Genomic DNA, 19,949 nt, shown 5'->3' with positions numbered 1-19,949 from the left:
AATTTTGGACTTTTCTGCTCTCCGGCATTCGTTTACTCCAGCACAGGCACGCTCTCCCAATAGCCCTGCAGTCATTCTGTTCTCTGGCGGTTTGGACTCCACGACTATTCTGGCGCTTGCCAAACAACTCGGCTATCGCTGTTATGCCCTCTCAGTTCATTACGGCCAAAAGCATTCGTCTGAGTTAGATGCTGCAAAACGGATTGCCCAGTCGTTCGGTGTTGAGCGCCATGAAGTTATCCACCTGGATCTTGCCCGCTTTGGTGGGTCCGCCCTCACTGACGAGATGCTGCGTGTTCCAACCGAGGGCGATCCAAAGACAACAGACATCCCGATTACCTATGTACCCGCTCGCAACACCATCATGCTCTCGATGGCCCTAGCCTGGGCCGAGTCTCTAGGCAGTATTGATGTGTTCTATGGTGCTAATGCAGTGGATTACTCTGGGTATCCAGATTGTCGGCCTGAGTATGTGAAGTCCTTCGAAACCATGGCGAACTTAGCCACAAAAGCTGGGGTCGAATCTACTAATGAGCAGCACCGATTTCGGATCCACGCGCCCATCATTTCCATGAGTAAGGCCCAGATCATTCAACTGGGTCAGTCCTTAGGAATCGACTACAGCCAAACCGTTTCGTGCTATCAAGCCAATCAAGAAGGTCAAGCCTGCGGCGTTTGTGAATCGTGTCAACTTCGTAAAGTAGGATTTAAAGAGGCTGGGGTAGCCGATCCAACGAGATATCAGTATTAAGTTGAGTCTTTACTAAGCATGCGCGCCACATAACGCGCGATCAGATCCACTTCCAAGTTAACGTGATCGCCTACCTTGAGTTGGCCAAGGGTGGTGTGATCCAGGGTATGAGGAATGATGTTAATTTCAATGGGGCATTGAGATTGATCTTTGGGCCCCGCTTGATTGACCGTTAGCGATACGCCATTGACTACTATCGATCCTTTGTAGGCCAGATAAGGGGCCAATGATTGCGGGGCATCGATTACTAATTTCCATGAGCCATAGGCATCGCCTTGAACGGGGGTAAATGATTGAACCGTACCTATTCCATCGACATGGCCACTGACCAAGTGGCCTCCGAGACGATCATTAAATCGTAGAGCCTTTTCTAGATTCACAGAACCAAGTTTGTCGAGTCCTGTTGTTTTTGAGATCGACTCCTTAGAAACATCCACTTCAAAGGCGTTGGCTTGCATAGTCGTAACCGTCATGCAGGCGCCATTAAGGGCGATGCTATCCCCGATCGCCACATCATCAAGATAGTTAGCAGGGGTTGTGACGGTTAAATGGAGGCCATCCCCTTTGGGAGCGAGATGGGTAATTTCACCAATCGCGGTAATGATTCCAGTAAACATGAATGCACTATATCAGTTTGGAGAGCAATAAATACTATGGGCGTACAGCACGAATGCGCAGGTCATCTCCGATCAAAGTGTGCTCCATAATCTTCCAAGCACTGCGCTCAGAGAGCTCTTGAAGTGATCCAATATTGGCCATTCCCAGGCCCTCACCCAAAAAGCAGGGCGCCTGATAGATGAGTAGCTCATCGACACAGCCCTCACGAATGAGTGAACCATTTAATTTGTAACCTGCTTCAACATGCACTTCATTAATCTCACGCTCTTTAGCCAAATACGCAAGGAGTTTAGGTAAGTCCACCTTACCCTTTGCATTCGCAAGTTGCACTACTTCAATACCGCGCTCCGCCAACTCTTTTTGGGTTTTCTGTAAGTGGCTTAGCTCTGGATTAGCACAAACGATGATGGCATTCGCATCACATAGCACCTTAGCTCCTAACGGAATCTCCAATTGCGAATCCACAATCACTCGTAATGGCTGACGCTGAGTGCTCACCTCACGTACCGTGAGAGCTGGATCATCTTCCCTGACCGTACCCACCCCCGAAAGAATGGCGCATGCTTGGGCCCGCCAATGATGACCATCGGCACGCGCAGCTGGTCCTGTAATCCACTGACTCTTACCATTGAGTAGCGCAGTACGACCATCCAAACTCGATGCAATCTTCATGCGCATATATGAAAGACCCTGGGTCATGCGTTTGATAAATCCAGGATTTAGTAAGGCCGCTTCATGCGCCATTAAACCAAGATCCACCTGAATGCCATGCTTTTGTAAGCTTGCGATACCCTGCCCCGAGACCTTGGGATTGGGATCTTGCATGGCAATGACCACGCGCTGTGGAGAAAGTTTTATCAGCGCATCACAACACGGGGGTGTGCGACCAGTATGCGAACAAGGTTCCAACGTGACATAAAACGTACTGGCAGCAAAATCAGCGTCACCTGCTCCCAACCGTCGTGCATTAGCGATCGCCTCAATCTCAGCGTGCTGAGACCCCACTTGCTGGGTAAATCCTTTACCCAAAATCTGCTCACCCTTGGTGATCACGCAACCCACCCGTGGATTTGGGTTAGAGAGGTATAGGGCTTTCTTAGCCTCATCAAGTGCGAAGGCCATCATCTGCTGATCAAGTGAACTAAATTGGGTCATAGTGCTATTAAACCCGATTTATTGATCTGACTAAATACACTAACAACCCAGCCCTTTAGGATTCGTTGCAGAATTTGGGTTACATATACGCCAGCGGCCACTTGCTGCCAAGATGACATGACGCTGCAGGGATGTGTTCTTGGTGTGAGCAAAAATCAAGCGATTAGCGACAAAGCCGCCATGTTTTGATTTCGCCCCGCCCGCAGGATTAAATCGAATCTGACTTTGGCCAGAATGTGGATCCACAAACCCCTTGGAATGAATCGCAATATTAGCAGGTAAGGAATGTCGAACAATCTTTTCTGGCGAGCCATTTATATCAAGGCCCTCAAGCTGCCAACCTGAATTCCAATTCGCTTCATCATCATTCCTTGCTCTTGGCTTTAAGAGCATATCGCGACCCCGATAGAGAGCGCGCTGTCTTGCAAACTGTGCGTGGTAAATGAACTGGCGCGCCGCATGCTCGAGCTCGCGCTCATAGAGCTGATTTTGGATTTGAGGAACCCCAAACATCAGCAGCAAACTGATGAGCGCGATGACCACCATCAACTCCAATAAGGTATACCCCTGCTCCCCATACCCTCGCGAGTGAAATGAATAATATTCTTGTCCTCTACTCATAGATTAGCTGCCAATTGATGCGGCTGAGGTGTTGGCTGGAGATTTGATAACGAAGCATGCTACGAAGCCGAATTCCTTGACCAACTTCCATCTCGACTAGTAGCGTGTTTTTCATTGGATGTTTCTGTTGATGGACCATTTGTGTTGCACTCATGAGCTTTAGTCGACAGCCCTCCGAACCTAATACATCGAGGTCCTCCTGCGACGAATTAGGCTCATGAATCAATGATCTTCTAAGCTGATCTTCACACTGGGTTGAGAGCGCTTCCGCTCTCTCAAACTGGGACAGATATTGGACCTGGGTCGCATGCGATTGAATCTCAAGGGCGATCACCGACTCTAACTGGGCTACCGCCCATGCCAGATAAAGTAAAAGACTCATCACCCAAAGCAATATCATGGGTTATAAATGCCATGGCGCTGACTAATGTAGCGCGTCTGCTCGATGACCCGCGTTGGGTTATTTGACCCTCCATGGGGTTGTACGCGCAGAGTAATGCCAACCAGGCCGCTTGGGGTCCGAGAGATAGTAGGCGCTTGGCTCAGTGAATGTGCTCTTACCCAGTTAATCTGCAAGGACTGAACCTTACTCAGAATTTCACCCTGATGTAACCGACCTTGACGATCGACGCTCTGACACATCAGCGTCTGGGTTCGAGAATCATGCCGACTGGGTTCTACATAAAACCGCTGATAGGCCTGTTGTTTGATAGTGCGTTCGAGTGCTAAAGGATTACCCATGCAGTCATACCCTAATTTGTCCGGAATATCTTGGGTAAGCACAATGGCATCAGAACCGCGAGAAGAGCCGCCTTTTTGGATGGTGATTGGGTTTACTGTCAATGAATTCTGCATTGAGCTAGATTGATACCCCGCACCTTGAATCGCTCGACTGATTAAATCCAGTGAGCGATCCATATTCTGTTGCAGCAAAACTCGATCCTCGAGTTGAGCGTGATGAGTAAGTACTTGATGAACTAACCATGCAGGTGGCAAAAGTAAAATAGTACTGAGTGTGAGTGCTGTTAAGCACGCTAGTAGGCTCATCGTTTTGAACGAGGCACGTTGTTCGGTTGCTCGCTTTTGAATCGATTCAAATAAATTGCAATCTCATGCTGGTTCTTCTGATGTACCCACGCTGCATGCGAGCGCTCTAATTGAGCGGCCTTCATGATGAGCTTTGAATAAACCATGTGAGCAACCGTAATACTGCCCACGATAAGGGTCATCGCAATCAAAAGCTCAAATAAGACCATTCCAGATTCGGCTAAATGGTCATCGTTCATTGGGATTCTCCTGAAGTAGCTGATCCCCAAGATTGTTCATAAATCCACAGGGCTTCACCATCAGCCTCTTCGGAAAATCCTGTTGTAGAGACCTACTAAGAGCAAGAAGGCTTAAAATGACGCTCTACTTACGAATTCCATAACCATGCCAAGCTCACCATTACCAGCCATTAGCCCCGTTCATGAGATCGTGGCCGACCTTCGTGCTGGCAAGATGATCATCTTGGTTGATGAAGAGGACCGTGAAAATGAAGGTGATTTAGTTCTTGCCGCTGATCACGTCAGTGCTGAGGCCATTAACTTCATGGCCAAGCATGGTCGCGGTCTCATTTGCCTCACCCTCACGAAAGAGCGTTGCCAGCAATTAAACCTGCCTCTGATGGTTCGAGACAATGGCACTGCCCTAGGTACAAACTTCACGGTTTCGATTGAAGCCGCCAGTGGCGTAACGACTGGGATCTCAGCAGCTGATCGAGCACGCACCATCCAGGCCGCAGTTGCCCCAAATGCCAAACCAGCCGACTTGGTTCAGCCAGGTCACGTCTTTCCTTTAATGGCTCAACCTGGAGGTGTCTTAATTCGCTCTGGCCACACGGAAGCCGGTTGTGATTTAGCAAGTCTTGCTGGTTGCTCGCCCACTGCCGTGATTTGTGAAATCATGAAAGACGATGGCAGTATGGCACGCTTGCCCGATCTCATCGAATTTGCTAAAGAGCATCAACTCAAAATTGGAACGATTGCGGATCTGATTCAGTATCGCAGTCAAACAGAGAGTATTGTGTTGCGCGAAGGCGTGCGCGAGTTTGCCAGCCCTTGGGGTCGATTTACGGGTGTAGTGTATCGAGATACGCCGAGTAACTGCTTACACCTTGCACTGGTTCAAGGAGACCCGCAGTCCGCTGAAGAATCGATTGTGCGGGTTCATGAACCGGTTACTGTTTTGGATCTTTTGGATATTGATCAATCCACGCATTCCTGGCCTTTAAGTAAAGCCCTACAAATGATCACCAATTCACCGTGCGGCGTTGCTGTTTTACTTAATGCTGCAGGAGTTGCTGCTCCCAACGAGCTCAAATGGCTTTCACAGTTTGAGAAGCTAACTCAATTGGACCAAGGTTCCAATCACAAGCCTTCAAAACCACCCGGTCAATCCAGTGCGGAGCGAAAAACCGATTTCCGTAGTTACGGAATTGGGGCACAAATACTTAAAGACTTGGGTGTGCGCAAAATGCGTTTACTAGCCAACTCCTCTAGAGTACCGAGTTTGTCTGGCTATCAGTTAGAAATTATTGATCACATCCCCTACACACCAATCTCATCTTGAGGAATAGCGCATGAACGACATCGATGTCTTTGAGGCTGACTTAAATGGTCAAGACCTAAGGGTGGCAATTGTGCAAGCTCGTTTTAATGAAGAGCACTGCAAAGCGCTATCGGAAGCCTGCATTACTGAGTTACTCAATTTAGGTGTTGCTCATCAAGACATTCAACTTGTTACAGTACCTGGTGCCTTAGAGATTGGCTTTGCCCTCTCCCAACTTGCGAAGACCCACGAGTTTGATGCCATGATTGCCCTGGGCGCTGTGATTCGGGGAGAAACCTACCACTTTGAATTAGTCTCTAATGAATCTGCGAGCGCCATTACTCGCATTAGTTTGGATCACGACATTCCGATTGCCAATGGGGTGCTAACGTGCGATACCGATGATCAAGCATTTGCACGCACCCTTGAAAAGGGTCGTGATTGTGCCCGCGCCGCGGTTGAAATGGCTAATCTCGCCCTAGCAATCAATCCTGATCTCGATATTGAGTCAGCGTAATTACATGACGGCTGGATCGACCCAAAACCCAAAGCGCTCGCTCACGCCGCGAAGGCGTGCCCGCGAGTATGCCTTGCAGGGCATCTATCAGTATTTGGTGATTCAAAAGGCGGGCGAGCTAAGCGATGCCCCCTTAACAATCAGTGCGATCACAAAACAACTTGGCGAAGATCCGGCATTTAAAAAATGTCAGGGTGATTTATTTTCCAGCATCTTCAAGGGGGTGGTCGGCCAGCACCAAGAACTTGATGCACTCATTATTCCGGAGTTGGATCGACCCTTGGCTGAACTATCACCAGTAGAGCATGCTGCCATGCTGATCGGTACCTATGAGTTAGCTGCTGATCTATCGGTACCCTACAAGGTTGCAATTAATGAAGCTGTGGAGTTAGCAAAAACCTTTGGTGGCACCGATGGCCATAAATACGTCAATGGGGTTTTGGATCAGCTTGCCCAAAAACTGCGGCAAGCTGAAATCGCAGCAGATTAAACGTTACCGCCTAAGCGGCGCGCAACGTTACGCAACTCTTCGCGCTCTGTGAATACCTTATGGGTATAGGTACCAATCCCGCTAGCTGCATTGGGGGCGCCCAAATAACTCTTTAAACCATCCTCAAGCGATCCAGCGCGAGCGATACAAGCCTTCAAAATCAGAGCCCCCACCCGAATGTTTGCCTCAGGGATAAAGGCCGCTAAGGGGCCGCCATAGGGCTCAAATTTCTCTTGATGGACATGGGTTCGAACCTGCATTAATCCTTGTGCACCCGCACGGCTCTCAGCGCGCGGGTTTAGGCTAGATTCCGTCGCCATCACCGCCAAGATGAGGGTGGGGTCTAAGTTGACCTCTTTACTCACCATCATGGCTTGATTGACATAGAAAAGAGTGTCTTCTAAAGAAATCCGAAACTTTTTAGCTAAATGCTCCGCCACCGCGCGACGCTCATTCTCAGATCGCAATATAGAGCGATCAATTGCACTTAAGTCGACCAAATGTCCTGGGATTTGCGATGCGGGTCCCGCAATAGAAGGGATGCTCTGAGGATTTGAGCTCCAAAATTTGAGCTGATTAGACGACTCATCAGCCGTTAAGATTTCAGCGCTATCCGCCCCAAGAATCAGTGCACGGGCCTCTGCAGGAACTAAGTAGTGGGCAAGATCAAATATTCCAGCACCGGTGCGGGGGCCAAGCAACCAAACAGCAAGAATAGCGGCAACCATAAATGCAAAAAGGCGTTGTATGAGCCTAGCTAAGGATGCAGAGGCCAAGTGCTGTTCAATCCCAATTGTCTTTGGCAAATTAAATGGTTTCATTGCTTGGGTCACACACAATACAAAGAATCTAAATAACTAGACTCAATTTATATTGCAGTGCAACAACTGTTAAACATGCCGAATCTTAGAAACCCCTATATAACCTGTCAAGAATAAAGAAATGATTTTATATATCAATTAATTCATATTATCGGTTTAAACCCTAATATGATGCGCTACTGAATATAAAAAGATCAATTAAAACAATGATTTAATTAAGTTAGTCAACACTCATTCCTCATCATGAAAAAAACATTTATTCGGGGCATATTTTCATATTTTGGAAAAAAACACATACCACTCTAACTACCTATAGGCTGTCAACTGAGTCATATCCACTATTGGTAGTAGTTTTTAGAAATCAGCATTCGCTCCATAGGCAATACGATTGGCGGATCTATTTTTGTATGTCTAGAGTCAAGCACCCCTCCTTCTGGAGCCAATCATTGCCAATAATCTTCCACTACGGTTGGGATTACACTAAGCCATCGAGATACCACCCACTTAAAAGAAGAACATCATGAACGCCCCCAATTCAACGATTGATATCCGCAAACTCCTCAAAAACCCCAGTCTTTTTCATGAAGATGCTTTTATCAACGGCCAGTGGGTGAAAGCGTCAGGGAACGCTCGATTTGCCGTTTCCAATCCCGCCAATGGCGCAATTATTGCTGAGGTTGCCAATTTGAACGTCTCCGATGCCCAAGAAGCGATCTCTGCTGCCGAGCTAGCTCTCAATGCCTGGAAGGGGAAGCTGGCCAAAGAGCGTGCCCAGGTCATGCGCAAGTGGTTTGAGTTAATTTTGGCGAATGCGGATGATCTCGCCACCCTCATGACACTTGAACAAGGCAAACCCCTTGCCGAAGCTAAGGGGGAAGTGGTCTACGGCGCCTCCTTTGTGGAATGGTTTGCCGAAGAAGCCAAACGAGTCATGGGCGCCATTCCAGCAACCACTTGGAGTGATAAGCGCACCATTGTTTTAAAGCAAGCCATTGGGGTCTGTGTTGCCATTACCCCATGGAACTTTCCGATTGCCATGATTACTCGCAAAATCGCTCCGGCAATGGCAGCCGGATGTACTATCGTGATTAAGCCTGCAGAACAAACGCCGCTGTCAGCGCTCGCAATTGCGGAACTAGCGAATCAAGCAGGGGTCCCGCAAGGGGTCATTAATATCGTGACCGCCGATGCTGAGCAATCCATTGCGGTTGGTAAGGTCCTCTGCGAATCCCCAACCGTTCGCCATTTATCCTTTACCGGCTCTACAGAGGTGGGTCGTATTCTTATGGCGCAATGTGCTCCAACGATCAAGAAGCTCTCCTTAGAGCTTGGTGGTCATGCGCCTTTCATTGTGTTTGACGATGCCGATATTGATGCTGCCGTATCGGGCGCAATGAGCTCCAAATACCGAAATGCCGGGCAAACTTGTGTTTGCGCCAACCGGTTTTATGTACATAAAAAAGTGCACGATGCGTTTGTAGAAAAGTTAGCCCTTGCAACCAAAGCAATCAAAATTGGAAACGGTCTAGAGCAAGGCGTTTCTCAAGGGCCTCTCATCGACCAAGCGGCCATTGAAAAGGTGGAGCGACATGTAGCGGATGCAATTAGCAAAGGGGCGCGACTTGTAATTGGCGGTAAACGTGCAAGTTTGGGTGGAACGTTTTATGAACCAACGGTTCTTACCAATGTAACCAATAGCATGCTCATTACCCATGAAGAAACCTTTGGTCCAGTTGCACCGGTCATACCATTTGAGAATGATGATGAAGTGATTCGACTGGCCAATAGCAGTCAATTTGGTCTAGCGTCTTACTTTTACAGTCGGGATATTGGTCGGGTTTGGAAGGTCGCTGAAGCGCTCGAATTTGGCATGGTGGGAGTCAATACCGGACTGATCTCAAATGAGGTAGCCCCATTTGGGGGAGTCAAGCAATCTGGCTTAGGCCGCGAGGGTAGCTCTTGGGGAGTCGACGAGTACCTTGAAATGAAATACGTATGCATGGGGCTTTAAGTCTCACGCTTACGATAGAGCAAATCCCAAACCCCGTGGCCTAATTTGAGACCACGATTCTCAAATTTGGTCTGCGGGCGATACGAGGGCTTATCGACAAAACCCTCATGCATCCCCTGTAACTGCTCCGCCGTCCAATCAATACCACCAATAGTTTGATCCTGATCGATGCCGAGAATGGCTCCTAAGCGAACTTTTTGAGTGGATTGATTTCGTAACAGAGGATGGTGATTGAGAACTAAGAGCATTTGCTCCGCGTAATGCTGCCAATCCGTTGCCAGGTGAAGATAGCCATTAGGCTTCAATCGGGAAACGAGTAGTTCTACAAATTCTTTTTGAATTAAGCGACGTTTATGATGACGCGTTTTATGCCATGGATCTGGAAAGAAAATGTGAACCCCATCCAAAGAATTGGGTGCAATCATCCGCTCGAGTATCTCAACAGCATCATGGGAAATTAAGCGAAGATTGTGAAGATCCAACTCACCAATGCGTTTAAGAAGTGCGCCAACCCCGGGCTCATGAACTTCAAGACCTAAAAATATATCGTTGGGACGAGCTTGCGCAATCTGAGCGGTGGACTCACCCATGCCAAAGCCGATCTCGACAATGCGCAGAGCATTCTGATACGACGGACCAAATACTGACCAATCAAATAATGCATCTTGAAACGGTAGTAAAAATTGACCACCTAAAGTTGCGATCGCATGCTCTTGGGCACTTGTAGTGCGTCCTGCTCTACGAACAAAGGAGCGAATTTTTCTATGAGGATGATTTGATGGCAGGAATTTATCCATGCCTTTTTATTTCAATAGAACTCGAAAATAAGCAATCGTTTCTTTCAGGCCATCCTCAAGGGATAGCTTGGGCTCCCACCCTAATTTGGCTTTAGCTAAATCAATATTGGGCTGACGCTGCTTCGGATCATCCGATGGCAATGGTTGATGAATAATCTTGGATTTACTGCCAGAAAGCTTGAGAACCATCTCGGCAAGCTCGAGCATGGTGAACTCTCCGGGGTTGCCAATATTAACGGGGCCAGTAAAACCCTTCTCTGAGTTCATCATTCTGACCATGGCGTCGATTAGGTCATCGACATAGCAAAAACTTCGGGTCTGAGAACCGTCTCCATAAATCGTGATGTCTTTACCTTGCAAGGCCTGTACGATAAAGTTACTCACGACCCGGCCATCATTAGGATGCATCCTTGGTCCATAGGTGTTGAAGATACGGACCACTTTGATATCGGTTTGGTGTTGGCGAAAGTAGTCAAAAAATAGGGTTTCAGCACAGCGCTTACCCTCGTCATAACAGGACCGAATGCCAATCGGATTCACCCTACCCCAATAGCCCTCGGGTTGAGGATGCACCTCTGGATCACCATAGACCTCACTCGTAGAGGCTTGCAAAATACGTGCTCTCGTGCGCTTCGCCAAACCCAGCATATTAATGGCGCCATGTACGCTAGTTTTGGTGGTTTGCACGGGATCGTATTGGTAATGCACTGGAGAGGCGGGACACGCCAAGTTATAGATCTGATTGACCTCGACATACAAAGGAAAGGTCACATCATGGCGCATGATCTCCAAATTAGGGTTACCCATCAAGTGCGCAAGGTTCTGTTTGTTGCCAGTAAAAAAGTTATCCACTACCAAAACATCATTACCCTCACGTAGTAAGCGCTCAGTCAGGTGAGAGCCCAAAAAGCCAGCGCCACCAGTGATGAGGATTTTGCTTTGATTGATTGACATAGATATCTTTCAGAAATTTTAGGTTACTGCGAATTTTATTCCTAGGGCCTTTTAGGCTTTTGAGATAGTTCTTGCGCAGGCATATCCCAACTTGTCGAGCGATAGGCAAATATAACCTCAACCAAGATCAGCGTTAGAGAAACCACAAATGAGACTAAGCCTGCAACAAATGTGATCAAAACATAACCTACGTTGACCAATTTTCCTGCACCGGTTTGCACTAAAAATAGCTCAAGAACCGTCAGAGAAATTAAAACACCCGCCAAGACATCAAAAAAAATGGCCAGAGTGCATAACCTTCCTCTGGTCTTGAACTCATCAATTTCTTTCTCATAATGCGTCTTCAGCTTTTGACTAAGCTGCTGATCGCCATATAGCTGGTTCTGGATAAAACGCATCCGATCTACATTACGAGCCAGCCTCGCTGTGATCGCAGCAACTAAGGTAGCGACGGCTGTTAGGAGAAAGACAGGTGCTAAGGCCAGCTGAATATTGGCCTGTATAGCATCAATTGAAAGGTTCATATTTTTACTCTGCAACTATCAATTAGACCAAGCGACAAGACCGGTGTACGAGGTCACCAAAACTAAAACGCCAAAAATAATACGATACCAAGCAAAGGGGATAAAGTTGTGATGCGCAACATAATGAATCAGCCAGCGCACACAAATGAATGCTGAGATAAAGGCTGCGACAAAACCAACTAAAAGGGTAGGCGCAAAATCAGCAAAACCAAATACTTGGGGCGAGTTTGCAATCTTGAGTAACTCATACGCAGTTGCCCCACCAATGACCGGGATTGCTAAAAAGAAGGAGAATTCAGTTGCAACGGCTCGCGGCAATCCAAAGAGCATCCCACCAATAATTGTTGCTCCTGAACGTGAGGTGCCTGGTACCAGAGCCGCGCATTGTGCCAGTCCAACCTTTAAAGCATCGAGTGCAGTCAACTGATCAATGCTATCGATTTTCCTTATGGTTGATGCTTTAGTTTGGCGATACTCCGCCCAGAAGATCACAAAGGCCCCCGCAATGAATGCGCTTGCCACAGGGACTGGTGAAAACAGATGAGTCTTAATGAACTTACCAAAAATCAGACCAAGCCCCATGGCCGGGATACAGGCAATCACCACATGCAAAACAAACTTTTGTGATTGTTTACTAGAAAAAAAGGTATTGGTCACCTTGAATAAGCGCTCACGGTACTCCCAGCACACCGCCAAAATGGCACCGAACTGAATGATGATTTCAAAAGCCTTACCACGCTCATCATTAAAATTTAAGAGATCCCCCACCAAGATTAAATGCCCAGTACTCGAAATAGGTAAAAACTCGGTTAAGCCCTCAACAACCCCGAGAATGAGAGCTTTGAATAAAAGTAATGGTTCCATAAGTATCAATACTAAAGCCTTAAATCCCTAAACTCATCAATTTGGCGTTTGGGCTTAAACTTCGGATCATGCATTCAATGAAACGGTTCCCATTAATTACCCTCATTGGACTGGCTGGATGGATAGTATCTAGCCAGGTACTTTCACAATCGAATCAGCAGCCAACCTCTAATCAAGGCTCCGTCACCGTAACACCGGCAAATAATGCATTACCCAAGACCTTAAGTCCTCAAGACCTTCTAAGGCTCGAAGCACCACCACAAACAGCTATTCCAATCCCACCGATTTCATCGAACCTAACGGATCCCCAAAACCGTAAGGCGCTCGATGGCCGTACTTTGGATCTCCTTACCCTGTATCAAGAGGCTGCATTTAATGATCCAGTGATTAATAGTGCACGCTTTAATTTAGCAGCCCGAAAAGAGCTCTACTGGCAGGGGTTATCCGTATTGCTACCACAGGTTTCAGCTAATCCAACTGCTACTCGGTTTTTCCAGCACGGAGAGGGCAATAACCGAGTTTATGATCAGCGTAGCTATACCCTTACGCTAACCCAACCGGTCTTTAACTTAAGTGGGGTGCAGCTATTTAAACAAGGAGAGCTTAATAGCAAAATCTCTGATCTTCAGTTTTATCAAGCTCAGCAAGATTTGGTCATTCGAGTATCGCAAGCCTACTTTGATGTATTAACAGCTCAAGACAATGTTGAGCTTTTCAAGAGCAAAAAAGAGTTAATCCGTCAACAACTTCAGGCTGCAAAGGCCAAGTTTGAGATTGGCTCGGCTACGATCGTCGATGCCAATGATGCCCAGGCACGCTTTGATGTCGCAAATGCTCAAGAGATTGCTGCACATGCAGACCTAGTCGTTAAACGCGGAGTTCTCGAACAGCTGATTGGCCACCCGGTCAAGCACATTAAACCAATGGCAAAGGATGTTTCGATTGCTGGGGTGGTGGCTGATCCAAGGGCCCGCAATAAGGATATCAAAGGAGTACCAATTGCAGAAAGTGTCAGCCCCAAACTACCCCCAGGCCAAGCATTGGAGGACTGGATTACCCAATCCGAAAACGCCAACTATGGAGTGCTGGCTGGTCAACTCAGTGTGCAATTAGCCGAGAGTGTATATAAAGGCTCTCTCGCCGCAAACTATCCAAGCGTTAACTTTGTTGGGACTGCGGGTTTTAATCAATCGAATGGTTCTGCTCTGAACTTTAACCCACTCCCAACACAAAATATTTATAACAACACGTTAGCGTTACAAATGACACTACCTATCGTGTCGGGCGGATTTAATATGTCCGTCATCCGCCAAAACGCAGCGCTTTTTGATAAGTCGAAGGCAGATTACGACAATCTACGACGTACCGCTGCCCAGGCAACCCGCCAAGCCTTTACTGGATTCTATGGTGGTTTGGCTACTGTTAAAGCACTGGAAGCCGCCGAGAAGTCATCGGCCATAGCCGTTGAATCGAGTAAATTAGGTTACAACGTTGGCACCCTCATTAACATCGATGTCTTAATTGCCTTAGATACGCTCTTCACCACACGCGCCTCACTCTACAAAGCCCGCTATGACACGATTATGAACGCATTGCGCTTGAAAGCTCAGGCCGCTAATTTATCCGATGAGGATTTGATTGCAATTAATGCATTACTGCGCTAGTGATTAATCAGGAGTTAACTGCGCTCGCGAAAGAACTGCTCTATGAGCAATCCAGCTGCATGCGAATCTAGAGCCCCCTGATACTGGGTGTCTTGTTCTAATAACACTGAGGAATAGCGCTCATCCACATAATGGATGGGCTTACCAGATTGCTTGGCAAGCTGTTTACCGAACGAGCGCGAGCGTTTGGTTATTGCATGTTCAGCACCATCTGGATGCAATGGTAAACCTACCACTAGGCAACTCGGCTGCCACTCATGAATTAACTCTTGAATTTTTTGATATGTTTGATTGGGCTTGATATTTTGGATTACATCCAAAGCTTGAGCACTTCCGGTCAGCGAATTGCCAACCGCCACCCCAATCCGCTTAGTGCCGTAATCAAAACCTAGAACAATGGTTACTGGATTTGAAGCATCATTAGGCATGCCCCGCTTCTCCAGAAAGGCTTGCTAGATCAAAGCCCAAAACCTGCATTGCCCTTTGATAACGATCGGTATATGGCGTATCAAAAATAATCGTTTGCATTTGATCATTTGGGATGGCGATATTGATCCACCCATTGAGCGAAATCTCCTCTTCGAGCTGTCCTGCACCCCACCCCGCATACCCTAGTGTCATCAGAAACTTCTCAGGTCCAGAGCCATTCGCTACCGCCTCAAGAACATCTTTAGATGTGGTCATAGTGAGACCATCTGCAATGATTAATGAAGATGAGTACTTCTCCGCAAGATCAGTGGGATGCAGCACAAATCCTCGTTCGACCTGAACGGGTCCACCAAAATAAACCGGCTGGTCAAGTAATGGTGCGATTTCAAGCTTCAGCTCGATTTTCTCAAACAGGGTTGAGAGCACAATATCGGTCGGACGATTGACCACCAGTCCCATAGCACCTTTGTGGCTATGTTCTAAAAGATACACCAAGGAACCTGAAAAATTTTCGTCTAGCATACCCGGCATGGCTAACAAGAACTGGTTAGCAAAGGAACTGAATGAGGGGAAGGCATTGGCTTGGCTCACAACTCATTCTAGCAAGCCTCAGGAATTCAGAAAAGTGATATTTTTCCAGTCAATTGATATGCTGCAATCCCAATATATTCATGCAGTAGCTTATTCCACAGAAATGCACCCTCCGTTAAATCAAATTCGCGCCATTGCAAGGTATTCGCTGTTTGGTAATCCACTGGTACAGCAATCACCGCAATGCCTTGCTTTTCAAAGATTTTTACAGAGCGATACATATGACTCGCGGAGGTGACCAAAAGCCATGGTTTTAACAGTTGGTCTGGGGATTGTGGATAAATGGCATCGATAATCTTTTTGGAATAAACCGCATTTTCATAAGTATTGCGAGATTGATTCTCGTAAAAGGCAGTGGTGTTTGTTCTATCGGCAAGCCCTTGCTCTTGAATCAATTGCTTAAAGGCATCGGCCTCTGACATCCCTCTTGGATTTACTCTTCCCGAAAAACCGCTAAAGATAAATGGCTTATCAGGATACTTTCGAATGAGCTCTAGTCCCTTCGTAACACGCTCGGCCGATGATTTAAGAGATATCTCACCACGATCAACGGCAACATCTTCGCCCTCTATAGCCCCACCCAAAATAATGATCCCTGCAAATTGGTCGGGATTGAGATTCTGAATCGATAGTTTGGGAACGGCATTTTCCAGAATGCGGATCAAAGACTCGGGAATAGGCATATACCCCACGCCCAGGAAGCCAATGACTGCAAGAGCCAAAAGACGATTGGTGAAGACGGGCTTGCGAATGGTAAGAAAAAACCATGCCAGAAGGGTAGCCAAGAAAATCAGGTTTAAAGGCTCAATTAGGAATTGAACAATCTTCGAAGTAATAAAAAATAGGCTATCCATGAGGGCATCATAATCAAAATCGCATTCCCGAATAAGATAGAGCCTATGACAAGTGCATTGGTATGGCTTCGACGTGATTTACGCCTATATGATCAGGCGGCTCTTCATCACGCCCTAAAACAGTATCAACAGGTCTGGGTCTGTTTTATCTTTGACACCTCGATCCTTACCCCCCTACTCTCTATAGGTCAAGGTTTTGATCGCAGGGTGGATTTCATTTGGCAAACGATTGAAGATCTAGATAAAACGCTAAGAGCTCGAGGAAGCGGGATCATTGCCCGTCATGGTGACCCGACCGAACTGATCCCTGCCCTAGCGAGACAACTTGATGCACAAGAAGTCTTTACCAACCATGACTATGAACCCACGGCAATTTCACGCGATGAGGCCATCGCACAAACGCTTGCGAAGAATGGCGTTGCGTTCCAGCATTTTAAGGATCAGGTTATTTTTGAGAAGACTGAAGTCTTAACTAACTCTGAAACTGTATTCTCAGTCTTTACTCCGTATAAAAATGCATGGCTTAAGAAACTAAACCCCTCAGACCTTGAGCCCTTCGTCTGCGATCTCCCTAATGCTGGCTTACAGGGTCGATATGCCCCCATTCCCAAGAGCATTGATACCGGCATCCCTTCGCTGGAATCCATGGGATTTAGACCGACAGGCATAGAAAAGTATCTACCCCCAAGTCAGAAGGGTGCTGAGCTCTTTTTGAGTGACTTTCTAAAACGAATTGATCAATACAACATTGGCCGAGACTTCCCAGCAACCAAAGGCGTCAGCTACCTCTCTACATACTTGCGCTTTGGTCTTCTATCAATCCGTGGCTTGGTTCGCGAGGCTCATCGTCGAATGCTTGCAGGCAGTCTTGGTGCAAGCACATGGCTGAGTGAGCTCATATGGCGGGACTTTTATTTCATGATTTTGGCCAATCACCCACGCCTTGCCGATGGCGAATCATTTAAGCCCGACTATGACAAGATTGTTTGGGAGCACGGTCCCAAAGCACAAAAATTATTTAAGGCCTGGTGCGATGGCCAAACTGGTTACCCACTAGTCGACGCAGCCATGCATCAACTCAATCAATCAGGCTATATGCATAATCGCTTGCGCATGGTCGTGGCTAGTTTCTTATGCAAAGACCTCGGCATCGATTGGCGCTGGGGTGAGCAGTATTTTGCCGAGCATCTGAACGATTTTGAGTTTGCCTCTAATAATGGTGGTTGGCAATGGGCCTCATCTTCTGGATGTGATGCTCAGCCCTACTTCCGGATCTTTAACCCTATCACCCAGTCTGAGCGCTTTGATGCTGAAGGAAAATTTATCCGCCGCTACATTCCCGCTCTTGAAAAGCTATCCAATAAATCAATCCATGCGCCCTGGCTTGCAGGGCAACTTGAGCTCGAGGCTGCTGGTATCGTATTGGGTAAAGACTACCCAAGCCCAATCGTCGATCATGATGAAGCCCGCAAGGCGACCTTGATTCGCTATAACGTTGTGAAAAAAGTGGCTTGAGTAATGACGCGCGTCTTTGCGATTGGTGATGTACAGGGTTGCTTAAGGCCCCTTAATCAACTCATCAAGAAACTCCCCCATGGCTCTAAATTCATTTTTCTGGGGGATCTCGTCAACCGTGGCCCAGATTCGCTGGGTACCTTGCGGCGACTCAAGCAACTTCAGGAAGAGGGGGTTGCCGAGTGTATTTTGGGTAATCATGATCTGAACTTATTGGCGTGTGATGCAGGACTTCGTGATACCAAGCCTCTTGATACGATCGATGATATTTTGGCTGCACCTGATCGTCGTGAGCTCATCGATTGGTTGAGATGCCGTCCCATGGCACTGAGTAATGGCAAGGTCTTACTGGTGCACGCAGGGGTGCTACCCCAATGGAGCATTAAGAAAACTTTATCTTTGGCTCATGAGGTGGAGATTGCACTACGCCATAAAAACTATCGAGATTTTTTATCCCAAATGTATGGCAATACCCCAAATCGCTGGAATCCAAAATTATCTGGATTTGATCGTTTGCGTTTAATCACCAATACCCTAACCCGGATTCGGTTTTGTACTCCTCAGGGCGAAATGGAGTTCAAAAGCAAAGAGGGATTAGAAAGTGGTCCAGCTGGATATATCCCATGGTTTGAAGCGCCTGATCGTAAAACAAAATCGATCCCTATTGTCTTTGGTCACTGGTCAACGCTTGGCTTACTCAATCGCCAAGGGGTGATCGGAATTGATACTGGCTGCGTATGGGGCGGTACTCTAACTGCAATAGATCTTGACCACTTGGAAAGAATGAACCCCAAGGCTTTAACTGAGGATTCCAAATCGCTTACGATTAAGACAGTCAGTGTGGCGGGCTATGATCACCCGCTACGGATGTGAGCGTATTAAATCTTCTGAAACGATTGCTGAGCTGCACGAATAATCTCATCAACCACTGCGTTATCGTGTGCAATCGATGTAAATCCAGCCTCATAGGCGGATGGAGCAAGGTAAACACCTTCGTCCAACATCGCATGAAAGAAGCGTTTGAAAGCTTCAATATCGGTTTTGGTCACTGCTTCGTATGAAGTTGGTACCGTCTGCGAAAAATAGAAGCCAAACATTCCACCAACACTGTCGACCGAGAATGGAATCTTAGCTCGATTGGCTTCTTGCTGCAATCCCGCCATTAATTTTTTGGTTTGTTCGGTCAAGCATTCAAAAAACCCGGGTCGCGAGATGATCTCCAATGTCTTCGCCCCTGCAGCTACTGCAACGGGATTGCCAGATAAGGTGCCTGCCTGATAAACATTACCCAAGGGAGCGAGCTTCGCCATAATCTCCCGCTTACCTCCAAATGCTGCCATGGGCATACCGCCACCCATGACTTTGCCCAGACAAGTTAAATCCGGCTGAATGCCATGCAAGGATTGGGTGCCGCCCAAGGCCACCCGAAATCCCGTCATCACCTCGTCGTAAATCAATACGGCGCCATACTGCTGGGTGAGCGAACGAACCGCCTTGACAAACTCGGGAGTCGCACGAATTAAGTTCATATTGCCAGCAATCGGTTCCAAAATTAATGCAGCGACCTGATCACCATGGCGCTTGAAGGCCTCTTCTAGAGCACCAACGTCGTTATAGGGCAGCACTAAGGTATGCCTCACTAAATCCTGAGGCACACCACCCGATGAAGGTGCATTCTTTGTGGAATCGGCAAAAGTGAGCAAACCAGAACCGGCTTTGACCAACAGGCTATCCGCATGGCCGTGGTAACAGCCCTCAAACTTAATAATCAAATCACGATTGGTATAACCGCGGGCTAAACGCAAGGCACTCATGGTCGCTTCGGTACCGCTCGACACTAAACGAATTTGCTCGATTGCTAGCATTAACTCACAAATACGCTCAGCAAGATCAATCTCCCCTGCGGTCGGGGCACCATAGCTAAAACTCTGAGTTGCGGCACGCTGCACTGCTTCCACTACTTCTGGGTTCGCATGCCCAACAATCATGGGCCCCCATGACATGATGAGATCAACATAGCGCTTATCGTCGGCGTCCCAAAAATAAGGGCCTTCTGCACGCTTGATAAATCGCGGGGTACCCCCCACTTGCCGAAATGCCCTCACTGGAGAGTTCACGCCACCTGGAATCGTTTTCTGGGCACGTGTAAAGAGTTGATCGTTTTGGCTCATGGCATTCATTAAA

Annotated in this window: 23 protein-coding genes; 8 read left to right on the top strand and 15 right to left on the bottom strand. The window is 47.4% G+C overall.

The window, feature by feature from the left end; all coding sequences use genetic code 11:
• Positions 1–73 precede the first annotated feature (73 nt).
• A complete protein-coding gene (queC, locus tag QUE66_RS01320) occupies positions 74–751 on the top strand; it encodes a 7-cyano-7-deazaguanine synthase QueC (RefSeq protein WP_286224697.1) in 678 nt (225 codons plus the stop codon).
• Here queC and QUE66_RS01315 read toward each other — a convergent pair.
• From QUE66_RS01315 to QUE66_RS01290, 6 genes are read right to left on the bottom strand one after another with little or no spacing between them, the layout of a single operon-like run.
• Positions 748–1,368: a riboflavin synthase gene (locus QUE66_RS01315; RefSeq protein WP_286223942.1), complete on the bottom strand. Its 621-nt coding sequence runs from the start codon at positions 1,366–1,368 to the stop codon at positions 748–750. The two genes, queC and QUE66_RS01315, sit on opposite strands and share 4 nt — an antisense overlap.
• Positions 1,369–1,402: 34 nt before the next feature.
• Positions 1,403–2,524: a bifunctional diaminohydroxyphosphoribosylaminopyrimidine deaminase/5-amino-6-(5-phosphoribosylamino)uracil reductase RibD gene (gene ribD, locus QUE66_RS01310; protein WP_286223941.1), complete on the bottom strand. Its 1,122-nt coding sequence runs from the start codon at positions 2,522–2,524 to the stop codon at positions 1,403–1,405.
• A gap of 39 nt (positions 2,525–2,563) precedes the next feature.
• Positions 2,564–3,145: a GspH/FimT family pseudopilin gene (locus QUE66_RS01305; protein ID WP_286223940.1), complete on the bottom strand. Its 582-nt coding sequence runs from the start codon at positions 3,143–3,145 to the stop codon at positions 2,564–2,566.
• On the bottom strand, positions 3,138–3,527 hold the full coding sequence (locus QUE66_RS01300) for a hypothetical protein (RefSeq protein ID WP_286223939.1): 390 nt from the start codon (positions 3,525–3,527) through the stop codon (positions 3,138–3,140). The genes QUE66_RS01305 and QUE66_RS01300 overlap by 8 nt, the downstream gene beginning before the upstream one ends.
• Positions 3,528–3,541: 14 nt before the next feature.
• Entirely contained in the window at positions 3,542–4,192 is a 651-nt protein-coding gene (locus tag QUE66_RS01295) for a hypothetical protein (protein ID WP_286223938.1), read from the bottom strand.
• The gene (locus QUE66_RS01290) at positions 4,189–4,431 is read right to left on the bottom strand and encodes a hypothetical protein (protein WP_286223937.1); all 243 of its coding nucleotides are present in this window, start codon (positions 4,429–4,431) and stop codon (positions 4,189–4,191) included. The genes QUE66_RS01295 and QUE66_RS01290 overlap by 4 nt, the downstream gene beginning before the upstream one ends.
• A 145-nt stretch (positions 4,432–4,576) precedes the next feature.
• On the opposite strand from QUE66_RS01290, the gene ribBA reads away from it, so the two are divergent.
• The 3 genes from ribBA to nusB are packed head-to-tail and all read left to right on the top strand — an operon-like array spanning position 4,577 to position 6,741.
• On the top strand, positions 4,577–5,755 hold the full coding sequence (gene ribBA, locus QUE66_RS01285; RefSeq protein ID WP_286223936.1) for a bifunctional 3,4-dihydroxy-2-butanone-4-phosphate synthase/GTP cyclohydrolase II: 1,179 nt from the start codon (positions 4,577–4,579) through the stop codon (positions 5,753–5,755).
• A gap of 10 nt (positions 5,756–5,765) precedes the next feature.
• Positions 5,766–6,251 carry a 6,7-dimethyl-8-ribityllumazine synthase gene (gene ribH, locus QUE66_RS01280; protein ID WP_286223935.1) on the top strand — a complete coding sequence of 162 codons (486 nt, stop codon included), beginning with the start codon at positions 5,766–5,768 and terminating at the stop codon, positions 6,249–6,251.
• Between the two features lie 4 nt (positions 6,252–6,255).
• On the top strand, positions 6,256–6,741 hold the full coding sequence (gene nusB / locus QUE66_RS01275; RefSeq protein WP_286224696.1) for a transcription antitermination factor NusB: 486 nt from the start codon (positions 6,256–6,258) through the stop codon (positions 6,739–6,741).
• On the opposite strand, the gene QUE66_RS01270 is transcribed toward nusB, so the two are convergent.
• The gene (locus QUE66_RS01270; protein WP_286223934.1) at positions 6,738–7,562 is read right to left on the bottom strand and encodes a lytic transglycosylase domain-containing protein; all 825 of its coding nucleotides are present in this window, start codon (positions 7,560–7,562) and stop codon (positions 6,738–6,740) included. The genes nusB and QUE66_RS01270 overlap by 4 nt on opposite strands.
• A 520-nt stretch (positions 7,563–8,082) precedes the next feature.
• Between QUE66_RS01270 and QUE66_RS01265 the strand changes: the two genes are divergently transcribed.
• A complete protein-coding gene (locus tag QUE66_RS01265; protein ID WP_286223933.1) occupies positions 8,083–9,573 on the top strand; it encodes an NAD-dependent succinate-semialdehyde dehydrogenase in 1,491 nt (496 codons plus the stop codon).
• Here QUE66_RS01265 and trmB read toward each other — a convergent pair.
• The 4 genes from trmB to QUE66_RS01245 are packed head-to-tail and all read right to left on the bottom strand — an operon-like array spanning position 9,570 to position 12,712.
• Positions 9,570–10,370, bottom strand: coding sequence for a tRNA (guanosine(46)-N7)-methyltransferase TrmB (trmB, locus tag QUE66_RS01260; RefSeq protein ID WP_286223932.1), 801 nt, complete (start codon positions 10,368–10,370; stop codon positions 9,570–9,572). The two genes, QUE66_RS01265 and trmB, sit on opposite strands and share 4 nt — an antisense overlap.
• Before the next feature lie 6 nt (positions 10,371–10,376).
• Entirely contained in the window at positions 10,377–11,324 is a 948-nt protein-coding gene (locus QUE66_RS01255) for a UDP-glucuronic acid decarboxylase family protein (RefSeq protein WP_286223931.1), read from the bottom strand.
• Positions 11,325–11,365: 41 nt separating this feature from the next.
• Positions 11,366–11,848, bottom strand: coding sequence for a DUF2721 domain-containing protein (locus tag QUE66_RS01250; protein WP_286223930.1), 483 nt, complete (start codon positions 11,846–11,848; stop codon positions 11,366–11,368).
• Between the two features lie 18 nt (positions 11,849–11,866).
• Positions 11,867–12,712, bottom strand: coding sequence for an undecaprenyl-diphosphate phosphatase (locus tag QUE66_RS01245; protein WP_286223929.1), 846 nt, complete (start codon positions 12,710–12,712; stop codon positions 11,867–11,869).
• 68 nt (positions 12,713–12,780) lie between these two features.
• Here QUE66_RS01245 and QUE66_RS01240 point away from each other — a divergent pair, with 68 nt between their 5' ends.
• The gene (locus tag QUE66_RS01240; protein WP_286223928.1) at positions 12,781–14,376 is read left to right on the top strand and encodes a TolC family protein; all 1,596 of its coding nucleotides are present in this window, start codon (positions 12,781–12,783) and stop codon (positions 14,374–14,376) included.
• Positions 14,377–14,390: 14 nt separating this feature from the next.
• Here QUE66_RS01240 and ruvX read toward each other — a convergent pair whose 3' ends face one another.
• From ruvX to QUE66_RS01225, 3 genes are all read right to left on the bottom strand, one after another.
• On the bottom strand, positions 14,391–14,804 hold the full coding sequence (gene ruvX / locus QUE66_RS01235) for a Holliday junction resolvase RuvX (RefSeq protein ID WP_286223927.1): 414 nt from the start codon (positions 14,802–14,804) through the stop codon (positions 14,391–14,393).
• Positions 14,797–15,336, bottom strand: a complete 540-nt coding sequence (locus QUE66_RS01230; RefSeq protein WP_286224695.1) for a YqgE/AlgH family protein — start codon at positions 15,334–15,336, stop codon at positions 14,797–14,799. The genes ruvX and QUE66_RS01230 overlap by 8 nt, the downstream gene beginning before the upstream one ends.
• Before the next feature lie 86 nt (positions 15,337–15,422).
• Positions 15,423–16,250 carry a YdcF family protein gene (locus QUE66_RS01225; protein ID WP_286223926.1) on the bottom strand — a complete coding sequence of 276 codons (828 nt, stop codon included), beginning with the start codon at positions 16,248–16,250 and terminating at the stop codon, positions 15,423–15,425.
• 45 nt (positions 16,251–16,295) lie between these two features.
• On the opposite strand from QUE66_RS01225, the gene QUE66_RS01220 reads away from it, so the two are divergent.
• Together QUE66_RS01220 and QUE66_RS01215 are read left to right on the top strand one after the other, a co-directional pair.
• Positions 16,296–17,765 (top strand): cryptochrome/photolyase family protein, encoded by a 1,470-nt coding sequence (locus QUE66_RS01220; protein WP_286223925.1) that lies wholly within the window; start codon positions 16,296–16,298, stop codon positions 17,763–17,765.
• Positions 17,766–17,768: 3 nt separating this feature from the next.
• Entirely contained in the window at positions 17,769–18,638 is an 870-nt protein-coding gene (locus tag QUE66_RS01215) for a symmetrical bis(5'-nucleosyl)-tetraphosphatase (protein ID WP_286223924.1), read from the top strand.
• 5 nt (positions 18,639–18,643) lie between these two features.
• On the opposite strand, the gene hemL is transcribed toward QUE66_RS01215, so the two are convergent.
• Positions 18,644–19,936: a glutamate-1-semialdehyde 2,1-aminomutase gene (gene hemL / locus QUE66_RS01210; protein WP_286223923.1), complete on the bottom strand. Its 1,293-nt coding sequence runs from the start codon at positions 19,934–19,936 to the stop codon at positions 18,644–18,646.
• Positions 19,937–19,949: the final 13 nt, after the last annotated feature.

The organism is Polynucleobacter sp. HIN6 (genome assembly GCF_030297575.1).
In the GTDB taxonomy this organism is placed as follows: Bacteria; Pseudomonadota; Gammaproteobacteria; order Burkholderiales; family Burkholderiaceae; genus Polynucleobacter.
The sequence above is the reverse complement of the archived record's forward strand: the minus strand, read 5'-3'. Positions and strand labels throughout refer to the sequence as shown.